Genomic DNA, 18,564 nt, shown 5'->3' with positions numbered 1-18,564 from the left:
GTATCGAATCAATGCCGCACATTTTGATCGTCGAAGACGAAACAATTATCCGCTCCGCCTTGCGCCGCCTGCTGGAACGTAACCAGTACCAGGTCAGCGAAGCCGGTTCAGTGCAGGAAGCACAAGAACGCTTCACCATTCCCACGTTCGACCTGATCGTCAGCGACTTGCGTCTGCCGGGCGCTCCGGGCACCGAGTTGATCAAACTCGGCCAAGGCACTCCGGTGCTGATCATGACCAGCTACGCCAGCCTGCGTTCGGCCGTCGACTCGATGAAGATGGGCGCGGTGGATTACATCGCCAAGCCTTTCGATCACGACGAAATGCTCCAGGCTGTCGCCCGTATCCTGCGTGACCGCCAATCGCTGCCGGCCGGCGGTGAACCTGCCACCGGCAAAGCGGCCAATGGCGCGGCGAAACCGGGTGTTGATAACAGCAACGGCGAAATCGGCATCATCGGTTCGTGCCCGCCGATGCAGGACCTGTACAGCAAGATCCGCAAAGTCGCGCCGACCGATTCCAATGTCCTGATCCAGGGTGAATCCGGTACCGGTAAAGAACTGGTGGCCCGCGCCCTGCACAACCTGTCCAAACGCGCCAAGGCACCGATGATTTCGGTGAACTGTGCAGCCATCCCGGAAAGCCTGATCGAGTCCGAACTGTTCGGCCACGAAAAAGGCGCGTTCACTGGCGCCAGCGCCGGGCGTGCCGGTCTGGTGGAAGCGGCGGACGGCGGCACCTTGTTCCTCGACGAAATCGGCGAACTGCCACTGGAAGCCCAGGCCCGCTTGCTGCGCGTGTTGCAGGAAGGCGAAATTCGCCGGGTCGGTTCGGTCCAGTCACAGAAAGTCGATGTGCGCCTGATCGCCGCGACTCACCGGGACCTCAAGAGCCTGGCGAAGATCGGTCAGTTCCGTGAAGACTTGTATTACCGCCTCCATGTGATCGCCCTGAAATTGCCGGCACTGCGCGAGCGCGGTGCCGACGTCAACGAGATCGCCAATGCCTTCCTGGCGCGACAGAGCGCGCGGGTCAACCGCACCGACCTGAAATTCGCGGCGGATGCCGAACAGGCGATCCGTCATTACTCCTGGCCGGGTAACGTTCGTGAACTGGAAAACGCGGTAGAGCGCGCCGTCATCCTGTGCGAGAGCCCGGAGATTTCCGCCGAGCTGCTGGGGATCGACATCGAACTGAGCGACCTGGAAGACGACGACTTCATTGGTCTGCCGCCGCAACAGGGCAACGGCGCCAGCAACAACAATCATGAGCCGACCGAAGACCTGTCGCTGGAAGACTACTTCCAGCACTTCGTGCTTGAGCATCAGGACCACATGACGGAAACCGAGCTGGCCCGCAAACTCGGGGTGAGTCGCAAGTGCCTGTGGGAACGTCGTCAGCGCCTGGGTATCCCGCGGCGCAAGACCGGGGTTGCCAGCGAGAGCTGAACCGCGCCTGTCTGATGTGCGGGTAACACATGACTTTGTGAAAAAACTGTTACCTCAGTCTTTTCACGTAACAGAAGCCGGGGCTTACGGTAACGAAGTCCCGGTTTTTTTTCGGCCTCGAAAACCCTGCCAGCCCGCCTAACCCCTTGTTTTGCTGGACCTCACAAAAGTTGGCACGCACCCTGCTATATGTTTAGTACAAGAACAATAACAAGCAATGCACAAGACAATAAAAATAAGACGAATCGACTCACGCACAATAAAAACAAGACGGCGAGAGGCGCAGCTAACTGATTCTTTTGGAGAGGCGTTGTATTTGGGGCTTGCCCCACGACCAGGCCGAGAATAATAAAAAACTGTCTTAAGACAGTGCCTGAACTGGTTGGATCGAAAGATCACTGCAGCACAGCGACCAAAGCAATCCGTTTGCTCTTGGCTCCCGATTGGGAGGGCCATGAAGGAAACACTTCATGGCGAGGGCACTTAATAAAAACAAAAAGCCCGACTCAAAAATAAAAATAGAGCATGCAACTACTTTCTTGGGGAGCTTCGGCTCCCCTTGTAGTTTCTACGATTCGAAAAACCTACCCAAATCTGCTTTGTTTTCCGCTTGAAGCCTGCGGCTTACAGCTCATATCTGCTGTGTCCTACACCATCCCCTGACTAAATGCTAGAATCCCCGCCCATCATGCGGTCATTCTTCGTTATGGCCGAACATTCCTTCAAACAGTGCATCCCATGCTGAAGAAGTTGTTCCAGTCATTCCGTTCTCCCAAGCGTCATACGCAACACATTCGCAGTACGCCTGAAGTGCTCAACAGCGGCCAACATTCGCTGCAAAAGGCCCAATTCAGCCGTTACGCGGTGAACATCGTCGAACGCCTGCAGAACGCCGGTTACCAGGCCTACCTGGTCGGCGGCTGTGTGCGTGACATGCTCCTTGGCATCACGCCAAAAGATTTCGACGTCGCCACCAGTGCCACGCCTGAGCAGGTGCGGGCCGAATTCCGCAACGCGCGGATCATCGGTCGCCGCTTCAAGCTGGTGCATATCCACTTTGGCCGCGAAATCATCGAAGTCGCGACCTTCCGTGCCAATCACCCGCAAAACGACGAGGAAGAGGACAGCAACCAGTCTTCCCGTAACGAGAGCGGGCGCATCCTGCGCGACAACGTCTACGGCACGCTGGAAGAAGACGCGCAACGCCGCGACTTCACCATCAATGCCTTGTATTACGATCCGGTCAGCGAGCGCATTCTCGATTACGCCAATGGCGTACACGACATCCGCAATCACCTGATCCGCCTGATCGGCGACCCGAAGCAACGCTACCAGGAAGACCCGGTACGGATGCTGCGGGCCGTGCGTTTCGCCGCCAAGCTGAATTTCGGCATCGAAAAACACAGCGCCCTGCCGATCCGCGACCTGGCGCCGATGCTGCGCGAGATCCCGTCAGCCCGTCTGTTCGAAGAAGTGCTCAAGCTGTTCCTCTCCGGCCATGCCGCGGACACCTTCGAGATGCTGGTCGACCTGCAGTTGTTCGATCCGCTGTTCCCGGCCAGTGCCGAGGGGCTGGAATACAACCCGACGTACACCCACACCTTGATCAGCGAAGCGTTGATCAACACCGACCTGCGGATCAAACAGAACAAACCGGTGACCCCGGCGTTCCTGTTTGCAGCCCTGCTGTGGCCTGCCTTGCCGGCCCGCGTCCTGCGCCTGCAAGAACGTGGCATGCCACCGATTCCGGCGATGCAGGAAGCCGCTCACGAGCTGATTGCCGAGCAGTGCCAGCGGATCGCGATTCCGAAACGCTTCACCATGCCGATCCGCGAGATCTGGGACATGCAGGAGCGGCTTCCTCGCCGCAGCGGCAAGCGTGCCGACCTGTTGCTGGACAACCCGCGGTTCCGTGCCGGTTACGACTTCCTGCTGCTGCGAGAAAGCGCTGGCGAGCAGACCGATGGCCTGGGCGAATGGTGGACCGACTATCAGGACGCCAATGACAGTGAGCGTCGGGACATGATCCGCGACCTCAGCGGCAAGGATGAAGGCACCGGTGCACCCCGCAAACGGCGTCGCAGCGGTGGCGCCAAGCGCAAACGCGCGGCCGGCGCACCGAGTGCTACGGGCGAGTAATCCATGGAACGCATCTACATCGGCATGGGCAGCAATCTGGCTGACCCCGCCGAACAATTGCGCAGCGCCGTCGAGGCGCTGGCGCAGTTGCCGCAAACCCAACTGGTCGGGGTGTCCGGGTTTTATCAAAGCGACTCGCTTCTGCCCGGCCAGCCGCGTTACACCAACGCGGTCGCCGCCCTCGACAGCACGCTCCCGCCACTGGACCTGCTTGATGCGCTGCAAGCCATCGAGAACGGACAAGGCCGCGAGCGTCTTGAGCGTTGGGGTCCACGAACGCTGGACCTCGACATCGTGCTGTTTGGCGACCGGCTGATCGACGAACCGCGCCTCAAGGTGCCGCACTACCATATGCAGGAGCGGGCCTTCGTTCTGTATCCGCTGGCCGAACTGGCGCCTGCGGATTTGCGTCTGGCCGATGGCCGCAGCCTGAAGGCATTACTCGCAGCCTGCCCGTTCGTCGGCCTGGAACGCCTCCCTCCGAATTAATGCGAACCCCCTGTGGGAGTGAGCCTGCTCGCGATAGCGACTTAACATTCACCGAAGATGTTGACTGTCAGGAAGCAATCGCGAGCAGGCTCACTCCCACATCGGTTTTTGTGTTGAAAATAGAATCCGCTGCTGAATCGCATCAGTTACCCCGGTAACACCCCCCGCGTAACAATGCGGTAACACATGCAATTGACTTCCCGAGTTCTCCTCACGACTATAGGCGTCCCGCTGCCGCCAACACGGCGTTGAAGGGCGCAATCCAGGCCTTAAAAGCACGACATCAGAGCGTGCGCCTGTATTTAACGAAGAATCACGCGCGTTACTCGCAGTAGTTTCCAAGCGCCTGAATGAGGAACTTTTCATGCCAGCCATCACCCTGACCACTCTGCAAGGTTTGAAGCAAAAAGGTGAAAAAATCACCATGCTGACCTGCTATGACGCGACCTTCGCCCACGCCTGCAATCAGGCTGGCGTCGAAGTGCTGCTGGTGGGCGACTCCCTCGGCATGGTTTTGCAAGGTCACGACAGCACCCTGCCGGTGACCACCGCGGAAATGGCTTACCACGTGGCAGCCGTCAAACGCGGCAACGCCGATGCGCTGATCCTCGCCGACCTGCCGTTCATGGCCTACGCCACCACCGAACAAGCCATGAGCAACAGCGCCCTGTTGATGCAGGCCGGTGCGCACATGGTCAAGGTTGAAGGCGCATTGTGGCTCGCCGACTCGATCCGCCTGCTGGCCGAACGAGGCATCCCTGTGTGCGCGCACATGGGCCTGACACCGCAATCGGTGAACATGCTGGGCGGTTACAAAGTCCAGGGCCGCAGCGAGAACCAGGCGCGACAGATGCGCGCCGACGCCATCGCGCTGGAACAGGCCGGTGCCGCCATGCTATTGCTTGAGTGCGTACCGAGCGAATTGGCCCAGGAAATTACCCAGGCAGTGGGCATTCCGGTGATCGGTATCGGTGCCGGCAGTGACACCGATGGCCAGGTCCTGGTCCTGCACGACATGCTCGGCCTGTCCATTACCGGTCGCGTACCTAAATTCGTAAAGAACTTCATGAACGGCCAGACCAGCATTCACGCAGCTCTGAGCGCCTACGTCAGTGAAGTCAAAGCCGCCTCTTTCCCTGGGATCGAACACGGATTCTCTGCATGAACACCGTAAAAACAGTACGCGAACTCCGGGCCGCCGTGGCCCGTGCCCGCAGCGAAGGCAAGCGCATCGGCTTCGTGCCGACCATGGGCAACCTGCACAGCGGTCATGTCGCGCTGATTACCAAAGCGACCCAACGGGCGGATTTCGTAGTCGCCAGCATTTTCGTCAACCCGCTGCAATTCGGCGCCGGCGAAGACCTCGACAAGTACCCGCGGACCCTGGCGGCTGACCAGGAGAAACTGCTCCAGGCCGGTTGCCACTTGCTGTTCGCGCCCACCGTCGAAGAAATGTACCCCGACGGCATGGCCGGCCAGACCCGCGTCAGCGTCCCGCAACTCTCCGAAGGCCTGTGCGGCGCCAGCCGTCCCGGGCATTTCGAAGGTGTCGCGACGGTCGTCAGCAAGCTGTTCAACATGGTCCAGCCGGACCTGGCGGTCTTCGGCCAGAAAGATTTCCAGCAACTGGCGGTGATCAAATCCCTGGTCCATGACCTGAACATGCCAGTGCAGATCATTGGCGAACCGACCGTTCGGGCGGCCGATGGCCTGGCGCTGTCGTCGCGCAATGGTTTCCTCAGCGAAGAGCAGCGCGCCGTTGCGCCGGTGGTGTATCGCGGCCTGTGCCAGATTGCCGAGGCGATCAAACAGGGCGAGCGGGATTTCCCGGCGCTGATCGACGCACAGATCAAGCAGCTTGAAGCAGCCGGGTTGCGCACCGATTACCTGGAGATTCGTCACGCGCAAACCTTGCGCCCAGCGACTCCGGAAGATCGGGACCTGGTGATATTGGTTGCGGCGTTCCTGGGCACCACACGGTTGATCGACAACCTGCACCTGAACCTCGACGCCCCCGCCTAAGCACCGCCCCCCCGTAGGAGCGAAGCTTGCTCGCGAAGAGGCTGTCACACTCGACATTTGTGTCGACTGATACGCCGCGTTCGCGAGCAAGCTTCGCTCCGACAGAAAATTGCGTGGCTTCGCTCCCTTATTGCTGCCTTTTATGCCTTCGGGCAAACTGCCCGCCGTTCGATTCCGACCTGGGAAAACACTCATGCACGCCATCATGCTCAAAGCCAAGCTGCATCGCGCCGAAGTCACTCACGCCGTACTCGATTACGAAGGTTCCTGCGCCATCGACGGCGAATGGCTGGACTTGTCCGGCATCCGTGAGTACGAACAGATCCAGATTTATAACGTCGACAACGGCGAACGCTTCACCACCTACGCGATTCGTGGCGAAGAAGGCTCGCGGATGATCTCGGTCAACGGTGCTGCCGCGCACAAGGCCAAGGTCGGTGACCGTGTGATCATCTGCGCCTACGCCCATTACAGCGAAGCCGAGCTGCTCAACTTCAAACCGCGCATGCTTTACATGGCGCCTGGCAATGAACTGAGCCACACCAGCAATGCCATTCCGGTTCAGGTCGCCTGATCGAACCGACGCCCCTCCCGTTTGTCGAACCGTTCCCTGCTTTGTGTATAAAAAAGTACCGGGAACGTGTTAGACAAAGTCAAGACAGATCGCAGCGCGAGGTTTACTGTATTCGCCCTGTGTCATTGAAATCGTGTCGACGCAGTTGACCGGACGCCTGCCTACGGCGCGCCGGGATTTTCAGTGTTCAAAAAAGCCGTTCAAGTAAAAAGGAAACCCGCAGCGATGGCGTACTACCGCACTCCTCACGACGTGACCGCTCTGCCCGCCTGGCAAGCGTTGAATGACCACCGCCAAGCCATGCAGGATTTCAGCATGCGCGAGGCCTTCAATGCCGATCCGCAGCGTTTTACTCAATTCACCCTCAGCAGCTGCGGCCTGTTTCTCGATTACTCGAAGAACCTGATCAACGCCGAGACCCGCAATCTGCTGGTGGGCCTGGCCAATGAAGTCGACCTCAAGGGCGCGATCAAATCGCTGTTCGACGGCGAAATCGTCAACTCGTCGGAAGGTCGTCCAGCCCTGCACACCGCACTGCGTCGCCCGGTTGGCGACAAGCTGTCGGTGAATGGCGTCAACGTGATGCCAGAAGTGCACAAAGTGCTGAACCAGATCACCGACCTCGTCGGCCGCATCCATGACGGTCTGTGGCGTGGCTACACCGAGAAGCCGATCACTGACGTGGTGAACATCGGCATCGGTGGCTCGTTCCTCGGCCCTGAGCTGGTGTCTGAAGCGCTGCTGTCCTACGCCCAGAAAGGCGTGCGTTGCCATTACCTGGCGAACATCGATGGCAGTGAGTTCCACGAACTGACCATGAAGCTGCGCGCTGAAACCACGCTGTTCATCGTGTCGTCGAAATCCTTCAACACCCTCGAAACCCTGAAAAATGCCCAGGCCGCTCGTGCCTGGTACCTGGCTCAGGGCGGTTCGGAAGCCGAGCTGTATCGTCACTTCATCGCCGTATCCAGTAACAACGCGGCGGCCGTGGCGTTCGGTATCCGCGAAGAAAACATCTTCCCGATGTGGGACTGGGTCGGCGGCCGTTACTCGCTGTGGTCGGCCATCGGCTTGCCAATCGCACTGGCCATCGGCATGTCGAACTTCAAGGAGCTGCTGTCCGGTGCCTACACCATGGACCAGCATTTCCAGAGCGCGCCATTCGAACAGAACATGCCGGTGCTGCTGGCGTTGCTCGGCGTGTGGTACGGCAACTTCTGGGGTGCGCAAAGCCACGCGATCCTGCCTTACGACCACTACCTGCGCAACATCACCAAGCACTTGCAACAGCTGGACATGGAATCCAACGGCAAGAGCGTGCGCCAGGACGGTACGCCAGTGTCCACCGATACCGGCCCGGTGATCTGGGGTGGCGTGGGTTGCAACGGTCAGCACGCGTATCACCAGTTGCTGCACCAAGGCACCCAACTGATTCCGGCCGACTTCATCGTGCCGATTGTCAGCTTCAACCCGGTCTCCGACCACCACCAGTGGCTGTACGCCAACTGCCTGTCGCAAAGCCAGGCGCTGATGCTCGGCAAGACCCTTGTCGAAGCCGAAGCCGAACTGCGTGACAAAGGCATGAGCGAAGAAGACGTGCATAAAATCGCGCCGCACAAGGTGATCCCGGGCAACCGTCCGAGCAACACCCTCGTGGTCGAGCGCATCAGCCCCCGTCGTCTCGGTGCGCTGGTGGCGATGTACGAACACAAAGTCTTCGTGCAAAGCGTGGTCTGGGGCATCAATGCCTTCGACCAGTGGGGCGTGGAGCTGGGCAAGGAGCTGGGCAAAGGCGTCTACAACCGCCTGGTCGGCAGCGAAGAATCCCCGGCTGACGATGCTTCCACCCAAGGCCTGATCAACTACTTCCGCGGTCGTCACCGCGGTTGATCTGACGCCCGCCCACAGGGTTTGTGCCAAACACAAATGCTGTGGGCAACACCAATCCCTATAGGAGTGAGCCTGCTCGTGATAGCGGTTTTTCATTCAACATCGATGTTGACTGATCCACCGCCATCGCGAGCCGGCTAACTCCTACCGTTGTTTTGTGTCTGGCTTGAACCCTTTCGCTACTCGGCGCATCTTTATTACTTGTCGCAAAACAAGAATAAGGAACCGTCATGTTCGATATCAGCACGTTCCCCAAAGCCGATGCCGTCCGCCGGGCTGCACACTTGAGTCAAGACGACTACCACCGCCTCTACCGTCAATCCATCGAGCACCCCAGTGAGTTCTGGGCCGAGCAGGCCACCCGCTTTCTCGACTGGAGCACGCCGTGGGACACCGTCCAGCGCTATAACCTGAAGACCGGCGAGGCCAGCTGGTTTGCCGGTGGCAAGTTGAACGTCAGTTACAACTGCATCGACCGTCACCTGGAAAAACGCGGCGATCAGATCGCCATCCTCTGGGAAGGCGACGACCCCGCCGAATCCGCGCAGATCACCTACAAGAAACTCCATCACAACGTCTGTCGCCTGGCCAACGTGCTCAAAAGCCGTGGCGTGAAAAAGGGTGACCGCGTGTGCATCTACATGCCGATGATTCCCGAAGCGGCCTACGCCATGCTCGCCTGTACGCGGATTGGCGCGGTGCATTCGGTGGTGTTCGGCGGCTTCTCTCCAGACTCTGTGCGCGACCGGATTCTCGACGCCGATTGCCGCACGGTGATCACCGCCGATGAAGGCGTGCGCGGCGGCAAATTCGTGCCGCTCAAGCAGAAGGTCGACGAGGCACTGCAAAGTTGCCCGAACGTCAGCACCGTCATCGTCGTCGAGCGCACCCAAGGCAAAGTGGACTGGGTTGAAGGTCGCGATCTCTGGTATCACCAGGCGCTACGCGACGTCAGCGACGATTGCCCGCCAGAGCCCATGGACGCCGAAGACCCGCTGTTCATCCTCTACACCTCCGGCAGCACCGGCAAACCCAAAGGCGTACTGCACACCACCGGCGGCTATCTGCTGCAAGCGGCGATGACCTTCAAGTACGTACTCGACTACCGCGATGGTGAAGTCTTCTGGTGCACCGCCGACGTCGGCTGGGTCACCGGCCACAGTTACATCGTCTATGGCCCGCTGGCCAACGGCGCGACCACGCTGATCTTCGAAGGCGTGCCAAGTTACCCGAACAGTTCGCGCTTCTGGCAGGTGATCGACAAACACCACGTCAACATTTTCTACACCGCCCCGACTGCGCTGCGCTCGCTGATGCGTGAAGGCCCCGAGCCGTTGAAGGACACTTCTCGCCAGAGCCTCAGATTACTCGGCAGCGTCGGTGAGCCGATCAACCCGGAGGCGTGGGACTGGTACTTCAACGTCGTCGGCGAACAGCGTTGTCCGATCGTCGACACCTGGTGGCAGACCGAAACCGGCGGCATCATGCTCAGCCCGCTGGTCAGCGCGCAACGGATCAAGCCCGGCTGCGCCACCCAACCGATGTTCGGCGTGCAACCGGTGCTGCTGGATGAAACGGGCAAGGAAATCAAAGGCGCCGGCAGCGGCGTGCTGGCGATCAAATCCAGCTGGCCGGCGCAGATCCGCAGCGTCTATGGCGACCCGCAACGGATGGTCGACACCTACTTCAAGCCCTACCCCGGCTACTACTTCACCGGCGACGGCGCGCGGCGTGATGAGGATGGCGATTACTGGATCACCGGGCGCATCGACGACGTGATCAACGTCTCCGGGCACCGCATCGGCACTGCCGAGGTAGAAAGCGCGCTGGTGCTGCACGACAGCATCGCCGAGGCCGCCGTGGTCGGTTATCCCCACGACCTCAAGGGCCAGGGCATCTATGCCTTCGTCACGCCCATGAACGGCACCGAGGCCAATGACGAGCTGAAGAAGGAATTGCTGGCTCACGTCAGCAAGGAGATTGGCAGTTTCGCCAAACCGGACTTGATCCAATGGGCCCCGGCCTTGCCGAAAACCCGTTCGGGCAAGATCATGCGGCGCATCCTGCGCAAGATCGCGTGCAACGAACTGGACAGTCTGGGGGACACCTCGACACTGGCCGATCCCAGCGTGGTGCAGGGGCTGATCGACAAACGTCTGAACCAGTAACGCACCTGACAGCATCGCGAGCAGGCTCGCTCCCACATTGGCTTTGTGCGAAACGCAAAACGCTCAGCCAACAATTAGCTCTGTGGGAGCGAGCCTGCTCGCGATGGCAACACCTCGACTTCCCGCCAATGCTGTTAAACTCCCGCGCCAAATTCCCTCCTGCAAGGCGCACAGCATGTCTTCCTTGAATCAGGCGCTGCGCGCCGCCCTCGATCATCGCCAGGACCTGCTCGCCGAGCTGCATCAGCAAGGCACCGATTGCTATCGCCTGTTCCACGGCAGCCAGGAAGGCGCCGGCGGCCTGACCATCGACCGCTACGGCCCGCAACTGCTGGTACAAAGCTTCCACCAGGCGCTGGAACGTGACGCACTGCTGCAACTGCACGAGACCGTCAATCAACACCTGGGCCTCGATACGCTGCTGGTCTACAACGACCGTTCCAGGGGCAACTCGCGTATCGACCGCGAAGACACCGTCTACCGCGCCGACGAGGCAGCCCTGCAAGACTTGATCGGCCACGAATGGGGCCTGAACTACCGGGTTCGCGGCCGTCATGCCGGCCAGGATCCACTGCTGTTTCTCGACCTGCGCAACACGCGCGGCTGGGTCAAGGAGCACAGCAAAAACAAAAGCGTGCTCAACCTGTTCGCCTACACCTGTGGTGTCGGCCTGAGTGCTGCGGCCGGCGGGGCAAGTGAGGTGTGCAACCTGGATTTCGCCGAGGGCAATCTGGCGGTCGGCCGCGAGAACGGTCTGCTCAATCCGCAATTGCCGGCCATGGAATTCATCCAGTCCGATTACTTCCCGGCCATCCGCCAACTGGCGGGGCTGCCGATCAGTCAGCGACGCGGGCAGAAACTGCCGAGTTACACGCGTCTCGACCAGCGTCAGTACGACCTGGTGCTGCTCGATCCACCCGCCTGGGCCAAGAGCGCGTTCGGCACGGTCGACCTGCTGCGCGACTACCAGAGCCTGCTCAAACCCGCGCTGCTGACCACCGCCGAGAACGGCGTGCTGATCTGCTGCAACAACCTGGCAAAGGTCAGCATGGACGATTGGCGCGAGCAGGTTTTACGTTGCGCAGAGAAGGCCGGGCGGCCTGTGCGTGAGTGGACGGTGATGAAACCGGGCGGTGATTTCCCGTCGATGGATCAACAGCCGCCGCTGAAGACGTTGATTCTGCAACTCTGATCACGCAGGAAATTTCCTACGCAAATTTCTGAAAAACCAGAAGAGTGCGTTCACTTCGGAACCGGAATCGCGTGCCATACTCCAACGCACTCCGATTCAGACAGATGAAGCCACACATGCCCAAAGGATTGATTCGCGCTATTGGCGCATTGTTGACTGCTCTGGCCCTTTATAGCCTGCTGGGGTTTCTGATTTTGCCGGGCATCGCGTTGCGGGTCGCCAACCAGCAATTGGCCAATTACGCCACGATGCCCGCGACGATTTCCCGGATCGAGCTCAACCCCTTCAGCCTGGAAGTGACCCTCTGGGGCCTGGTCATCGGCGAGCCGGGCAAAGAACAGGTCGGTTTCGAACGCCTGTACGCCAACCTGCAAATCGACAGCCTGTGGACCAAGGCGCTGCACCTGTCCGATATCGAAATGGACAAACCCAAGACCGAAATCCTTTTCGGCAAGGACGGCAAGCTCAATCTGCTGGGCCTGTTCAAGATCCCCGCCAGCGAACCGACCCCGGCCGACCCGGAAGCCAAGCCGTTCCCGTTGCGTATCGAGCGGATCAAACTGGCGGGCGGCAATGTGCACTTTCAGGATTTGCGCCCCAGCGAACCCATCGAATTCCTCTACGACAAACTCGACTTCGAGCTGAAGAACCTCAGCACGCTGCCGGAAGACAGTGCCGACATGACGTTGGTGGCCATCGGCCCGGGCGGTGGGCAGCTCGACTGGACCGGTAACTTCAGCCTGATCCCGATTGCCTCCGAAGGTAAGCTCAAGATCACCGACGGCAAGATGAAAGCCTTCTGGCCCTATGTGCGTGACGCGTTGCCCCTGGTGCTCGAAGACGGTGTCGTCAACCTGAGCACTGACTACAAGCTCAACTTGTCCAAGGAAACCGAGCTGCTGCTGAGCAACGTCGCCGTCAGCGTCGCGCCATTTGCCATCAAGGCCCCGGACGGTCGACCACTGGCCAAACTCGAGCGCCTGGACATCAGTGAAACCACGGTGGACCTGGCCAAACAGCAAGTGGTGGTCGGCAAGATCCGTAGCAATAAACTGGAAACCTGGGCCGCCCTGGAAGCCGACGGACAACTCGACTGGCAGAAACTGTTCGCCAGCCATCCATCCAAAGCAGCGGTAAAAGCCAACGCCGAACCGGCGAAAACGCCGGCGGCAGCCGATTCGCCTGAAGCCGAACCCGCGCCACCGAGCAAGCCGTGGCAAGTGCGGCTCAAAGACGTGCAACTGCGCAATTACCAGGTTCATCTGGCCGACCGCAAGGCACAACCGGCCGTGGCACTGGATGTCGGTCCGCTGAACCTCGATTTGCAAAATTTCGACAGCCTCAACGGCTCGCCTTTTAACCTCAAGCTCGACACCGGCGTGGGCAAACAGGGCAAGCTCATGGCCGACGGCGTGGTCAATCTGGCACCGGTCAGCGCCAAACTGAATGTGCAAACCAAAGACATCGACCTGCGTGTCGCCCAGTCCTACATCAACCCGTTCATTCGCCTGGAGCTGCGCAGCGGCATGCTCGGCAGTGATCTGGCAGTCGATCTGAAAAGCACCGAGCCATTGGCATTCAGCGTCACCGGTAAAGCGCAGGTCGATCAACTGCACACCCTCGACACCCTCAAGACCCGCGACTTTCTCAAATGGCAGCAGCTGGTGCTCGAAGGTCTGAACTATCAGCATGGCGACAGCCTGTCGATCGACAAGGTCAACCTGTTCCAGCCTTACGTGCGTTTCATGATCAACGATGACCGCACCACCAACATCGATGACCTGCTGATACCGCAACCGGCCGACACCGCAGCTGCCAAGACAGCCGCCAGCAAACCCGCCAGCAAGGACAAACCGCTGGGCATCCACATTGGCGGCATTGCCATCAATGACGGTTCGGCGAACTTCGCCGACTTCAGCCTGACCCCGAACTTCGCCACGGCGGTGCAACAACTCAACGGTCAGATCGGCACCATCGACAGCCGTCAGGCGAAACCGGCCAGCGTCGATATCAAAGGCAAGGTCGACCGTTACGCGCCCGTGACCATCAAGGGTTCGGTCAACCCGTTCGACCCGATGGCCAGCCTCGACATCGCCACCAGTTTCAAACGTGTGGAACTGACCACGCTGACGCCCTACTCCGGCAAGTTCGCCGGGTACCGCATCCGCAAGGGCCGGCTCAATCTCGACCTGCACTACATCATCGTCAAGGGCCAGCTCAAGGCCGAAAACAAAGTGGTGGTCGAGCAACTGCAACTGGGTGAAAAGGTCGACAGCCCGGACGCCGTGAGCCTGCCGCTGAAACTGGCGATCGCGTTGCTCAAGGACGTCGACGGCAAGATTTCAATTGAGCTGCCGGTGACCGGCGACCTGAACAACCCGCAGTTCAGCGTCATGCCGATTGTCTGGCAGACCCTGCGCAACCTGATCGTCAAGGCGGCTGCCGCACCGTTCAAAATGATAGGTGGGCTGGTCAGTGGAGGGGGTTCAGAAGATTTGGGCACTGTCTCGTTTGCGCCGGGCTCCAGTGAGCTGAGCAAGGACGCCGAGGGTTCGTTGATCAAACTGTCCCAGGCCCTCAAGGAACGCCCTGCCCTGCGCCTGGAAATCGAAGGCACCGCAGCCGCCAGCAGCGACGGTCCGCTGATTGCCGAGCAACGGCTTGAGCGCGAATACCAGTACAACTACTACAAAATGCTCCAGCGACGCGGTGACAAGGTTCCGGCCCAGGCTTCATTGCTGCAAGTGCCGGACGGCGAGAAAGGTCCGCTGCTGGAAGGGATCTACCGCACGCGCCTGAAGACCCAGCCACCGGCTGAGTGGAAGGATCTGGGCAAGGAAGAACGCACCGCAAAAATGCGCGCAGACGTGATCAAATTCTGGAGCACCAGCGACGTGTTGCTGCGCCAACTGGGTCAGGAACGCGCCAGCAGCATCAAGGATTACCTGGTGGACAAGGCCCAGATGGCCGATGACCGTGTCTACTTCATCGACGCCCAACTGGGCGAGGCGGAAAGTGACGGTCGGGTGGTAACGCCGATGCACCTGGATGCCGAGTGATGATCAGACGAGTGCTGATCAGCCTGACCCTGGCGCTGGCGGCCAGTCAGGCCTCGGCGGCCGATACCCTGCGCTGTGGCAGTCAGTTGGTCAGCGTCGGGGACAGGTCCAGCGAAGTGCTGCAGAAGTGCGGTGAACCGGTCAGCCGCGATCTGCTGGGCTACAAGCGCAGCGCCAACCGACGGGAAGAGTTTCAGGTCGAGGAATGGACCTACGGGCCCAATGGCGGGATGTATCAATACCTGCGGTTTGAAGGTAATCGCCTGAAACAGATCACCAGCAAGCGCGGTAACTGAACCCCCGATCCGGAGTGGTTACATCACAAAATGTGGGAGCGAGCCTGCTCGCGATAGCGGTGTGTCATCCAGCATTGATGTTGGCTGACACACCGCTATCGCGAGCAGGCTCACTCCCACATTGGTTTGTGCGACGCCCACAATAGAACAGGCCCCCGACACGAATGTCGGAGGCCTGTAATGACCACATCCTTGTGGCCTTTCGCATGAACTCTCCAGATGCGGCTGGCGTATTGCTCGGCCCGCCTGCCGCGCCTTCTCCCAGTCCAGGCGAGAAGTCTTGCCTTACTCGGCTTTCAGGCCGTCAGCGGAGACCGCCTGGACGCCTTTGATTTTCTTGGCGATGGCCACGGCGGTGGTTTTCTGTGCTTCAGTCACTGCAACAGTGGACGACAGGGAAACAACACCTTTGTTGGTCTCAACCTTGATGTCGGTACCAGGAATGCCTTTTTCGGTTACCAGGTCTGCTTTGACTTTGGTGGTGATCCAGGTATCGGAGGTAGCTTCTTTGGCTTGGGTCACTTCACCGGCGGCCAGGACCATTGGAGCCTGAGTCGCTTGGGTTTGAGCGAATGCAGCGTTGGCCATGGTCAGGGTCAGCGCGGTAGCAGTAGCGGCAGCGATAGCGAACTTCTTCATACGAGTAACTCCTGTTTTTCTAGAAAGTCTGCTGCGTGTCTTGTCAGCAGGGTTACTGGGTATATTGCGAACGCTGTGCCAACTTTGAGACAGCCAATAAATCCTTATAAAACAATAACTTATGAAAACACCTGATTTTCGGAATCATGCAAAATGCATGACTTTGTGATTCTCTACATGCAAGTTGCGGGTTTTGACGTGGGCCTAAGGCCATGAATTGTCGAGAATTTCTTTCTTTAACGCGTTTTTCCCTTCAATAGACAAAAAAATGCCCCGCCTCGTGAAAGGCGGGGCATTTGTTAACCGCGAGTATCAGACGCCTGTGCAGCCTTTAGGTGCGTACTCCTGAGCCACTGTGGTGGCGCAAGTCCAGCCAGTCAGAGAGCGCGTCAGGGTAATGGTTTTGCTCAAGACCGGACCTGGAGCGTTAAGGATCGTGCAACCGATGGTGCCGGTACCATCAGTCGCGACACCCGCTGCCGTGGTTGTGCAATTGGAAGTCGTGGCGGTTCCGCCCACTTTTGTCAGATCCGGATTGGTACCAGAGTTCATGAGGTCCTCAAACGGGACTTTCAACGCCGTGATCTCTGCCAGACCGGCCGTCACCTTGGCACGCGCTTGATACTTCGAATAAGCCGGCAACGCAAACGTCGCCAGAATCCCGATGATCGCCACCACGATCAGCAGTTCGATCAGGGTAAAACCTTTTTGAGTATTCATAGACAGGCTCCATGCATGAGTCGAAATCTCATGATCTGAATGAACTTCAGCACAGCCCGTGCCAAGCGCTGCGCCCCCAGTTGGCGGGGCGTGAAGACAGGTCAGGGACCTTTCCTACCCCCAGGATCCGCACTATCTGACACTATTTGTCACCTGACGGCCGCTGGTTTGGCTCAGCGCCTTGACTAGGCTATAAGTCATGAACTGTCTGCGTCCGGTATCCCCATGAATGACATCGCCCTAAGCGGTCTGGCCAAGCAACTGGTCATGGCCGAACTGCTCACTGAGCAAAGCGCGCAACAGGCGTATCTGCATGCCCAACGCAGCAAAATCTCCCTGGTCAGTTACCTGGTGCAGAACAAGCTGGTGAAGAGCCGGCAGGTTGCCGAGATTGCCTCGGAGCATTTCGGCATGGCGCTGCTCGACCTCAATTGCCTGGACAAGGAAGCCCAGCCTCGAGGGTTGGTCAGCGAGAAACTGATCCGTCAGCACCACGCCCTGCCCCTGTGGCGCCGTGGCAACAAACTGTTCGTGGGGGTTTCCGACCCGACAAATCATCAAGCCATCAACGACATCCAGTTCAGCACCGGGCTGAACACCGAAGCCATTCTGGTAGAGGACGATAAGCTCGGCGATGCCATCGAGAGGTTCTTCGACAACCAAGCAACCGGCCTGGAAGACATGGCCGATGTTGACCTTGACGGGCTGGACATCGAGTCGGTCGACGACAACAAAAAGGACGCCATCGCCGGCCAGGATGCCGATGACGCGCCGGTGGTGCGCTTCGTCCACAAGATGTTGCTCGATGCGATCAAGAGCGGCTCTTCCGACCTGCATTTCGAGCCCTACGAAAAAACCTACCGGGTGCGGATGCGCACCGACGGCATGCTGCGAGAAGTCGCCAAGCCGCCGAGCCAACTGGCCAACCGCATTGCGGCGCGGCTGAAAGTCATGGCCAGCCTCGACATCTCCGAGCGGCGCAAACCCCAGGACGGACGGATCAAGATGCGCCTGTCCAAGACCAAGTCCATCGACTTCCGGGTCAACACCCTGCCGACCCTGTGGGGCGAGAAAGTGGTGATCCGGATCCTCGACCCATCCAGCGCACAAATGGGCATCGACGCCCTCGGCTACGAGCCTGAACAGAAAGCCTTGTACATGGCTGCACTGAAGCAGCCACAGGGCATGATCCTGGTCACCGGGCCGACCGGTTCGGGCAAGACCGTGTCGCTCTACACCGGGTTGAATATCCTCAACACCGTGGACATCAACATCTCCACCGCCGAAGACCCGGTGGAGATCAACATGGAAGGCATCAATCAGGTCAACGTCAATCCCAAGCAAGGGCTGGATTTCGCCCAGGCTCTGCGCTCGTTCCTGCGTCAGGACCCGGACGTGATCATGGTCGGTGAGATCCGCGACCTCGAAACCGCCGAAATCGCCATCAAGGCCGCCCAGACCGGGCACATGGTGCTTTCCACCCTGCACACCAACAGCGCCGCGGAAACCCTGACCCGCCTGCACAACATGGGCATTCAGGGCTTCAACATCGCCACCTCGGTCACCCTGATCATCGCCCAGCGGCTGGCGCGCAAACTGTGCAGCCATTGCAAGAAACCCATCGAGATTCCCCGCGAGGCGTTGCTCAAGGAAGGCTTCCCCGAGGAACGCATCGGCTCGTTCACGATCTATGAGCCGGTCGGTTGCGATCAATGCAACGGCGGTTACAAGGGGCGAGTGGGGATTTATGAAGTGGTGAAAAACACACCGGACCTGCAACGGCTGATCATGGCCGAAGGCAATTCCCTGGAAATCGACATTCAGATGCGCAAGGACGGCTTTAATGACTTGCGCACCTCGGGCTTGATCAAGGCCATGCAAGGCGTCACCAGCCTTGAAGAAATCAACCGGGTCACCAAGGACTGAAC

General features: G+C 59.3%; 14 protein-coding genes. 12 read left to right on the top strand and 2 right to left on the bottom strand.

The annotated features are described in order from the left end of the window. The first annotated feature begins 11 nt into the window (after positions 1–11). The 11 genes from AC1ROI_RS17185 (at position 12) to AC1ROI_RS17135 (ending at position 15,277) form a co-directional block, all read left to right on the top strand. Positions 12–1,448, top strand: a complete 1,437-nt coding sequence (locus AC1ROI_RS17185) for a sigma-54-dependent transcriptional regulator (protein WP_010467604.1) — start codon at positions 12–14, stop codon at positions 1,446–1,448. A 738-nt stretch (positions 1,449–2,186) separates the two neighbouring features. Next, positions 2,187–3,587, top strand: coding sequence for a polynucleotide adenylyltransferase PcnB (locus AC1ROI_RS17180; protein ID WP_102599737.1), 1,401 nt, complete (start codon positions 2,187–2,189; stop codon positions 3,585–3,587). Between the two features lie 3 nt (positions 3,588–3,590). After that, positions 3,591–4,076: a 2-amino-4-hydroxy-6-hydroxymethyldihydropteridine diphosphokinase gene (gene folK / locus AC1ROI_RS17175; RefSeq protein ID WP_083375738.1), complete on the top strand. Its 486-nt coding sequence runs from the start codon at positions 3,591–3,593 to the stop codon at positions 4,074–4,076. Between the two features lie 364 nt (positions 4,077–4,440). Continuing rightward, positions 4,441–5,241, top strand: a complete 801-nt coding sequence (gene panB / locus AC1ROI_RS17170; protein ID WP_010467597.1) for a 3-methyl-2-oxobutanoate hydroxymethyltransferase — start codon at positions 4,441–4,443, stop codon at positions 5,239–5,241. Beyond that, complete coding sequence (gene panC, locus AC1ROI_RS17165; protein WP_102595137.1) at positions 5,238–6,098, top strand: pantoate--beta-alanine ligase; 861 nt, start codon at positions 5,238–5,240, stop codon at positions 6,096–6,098. The genes panB and panC overlap by 4 nt, the downstream gene beginning before the upstream one ends. 193 nt (positions 6,099–6,291) lie before the next feature. Next, positions 6,292–6,672: an aspartate 1-decarboxylase gene (gene panD, locus AC1ROI_RS17160; protein WP_003228271.1), complete on the top strand. Its 381-nt coding sequence runs from the start codon at positions 6,292–6,294 to the stop codon at positions 6,670–6,672. Between the two features lie 225 nt (positions 6,673–6,897). Beyond that, the gene (gene pgi, locus AC1ROI_RS17155; RefSeq protein WP_010467595.1) at positions 6,898–8,562 is read left to right on the top strand and encodes a glucose-6-phosphate isomerase; all 1,665 of its coding nucleotides are present in this window, start codon (positions 6,898–6,900) and stop codon (positions 8,560–8,562) included. A 230-nt stretch (positions 8,563–8,792) separates the two neighbouring features. Then, complete coding sequence (gene acs / locus AC1ROI_RS17150) at positions 8,793–10,730, top strand: acetate--CoA ligase (protein ID WP_010467593.1); 1,938 nt, start codon at positions 8,793–8,795, stop codon at positions 10,728–10,730. 175 nt (positions 10,731–10,905) lie between these two features. Next, positions 10,906–11,922, top strand: coding sequence for a class I SAM-dependent rRNA methyltransferase (locus AC1ROI_RS17145; RefSeq protein ID WP_010467591.1), 1,017 nt, complete (start codon positions 10,906–10,908; stop codon positions 11,920–11,922). A 104-nt stretch (positions 11,923–12,026) separates the two neighbouring features. Further along, entirely contained in the window at positions 12,027–14,981 is a 2,955-nt protein-coding gene (locus AC1ROI_RS17140) for a DUF748 domain-containing protein (RefSeq protein WP_102595136.1), read from the top strand. Further along, on the top strand, positions 14,981–15,277 hold the full coding sequence (locus AC1ROI_RS17135; RefSeq protein ID WP_010467587.1) for a DUF2845 domain-containing protein: 297 nt from the start codon (positions 14,981–14,983) through the stop codon (positions 15,275–15,277). Before AC1ROI_RS17140 ends, AC1ROI_RS17135 begins: the two co-directional genes overlap by 1 nt. Before the next feature lie 285 nt (positions 15,278–15,562). Here AC1ROI_RS17135 and AC1ROI_RS17130 read toward each other — a convergent pair whose 3' ends face one another. Continuing rightward, the gene (locus AC1ROI_RS17130) at positions 15,563–15,916 is read right to left on the bottom strand and encodes a BON domain-containing protein (RefSeq protein WP_010467586.1); all 354 of its coding nucleotides are present in this window, start codon (positions 15,914–15,916) and stop codon (positions 15,563–15,565) included. Positions 15,917–16,228: 312 nt separating this feature from the next. Continuing rightward, complete coding sequence (locus AC1ROI_RS17125; protein WP_010467585.1) at positions 16,229–16,636, bottom strand: pilin; 408 nt, start codon at positions 16,634–16,636, stop codon at positions 16,229–16,231. A 225-nt stretch (positions 16,637–16,861) separates the two neighbouring features. Here AC1ROI_RS17125 and pilB point away from each other — a divergent pair, with 225 nt between their 5' ends. Further along, entirely contained in the window at positions 16,862–18,562 is a 1,701-nt protein-coding gene (gene pilB / locus AC1ROI_RS17120) for a type IV-A pilus assembly ATPase PilB (RefSeq protein ID WP_102593897.1), read from the top strand. Positions 18,563–18,564: the final 2 nt, after the last annotated feature.

The organism is Pseudomonas sp. GW823-FHT02C02 (assembly GCF_058797635.1).
The sequence above is the reverse complement of the archived record's forward strand: the minus strand, read 5'-3'. Positions and strand labels throughout refer to the sequence as shown.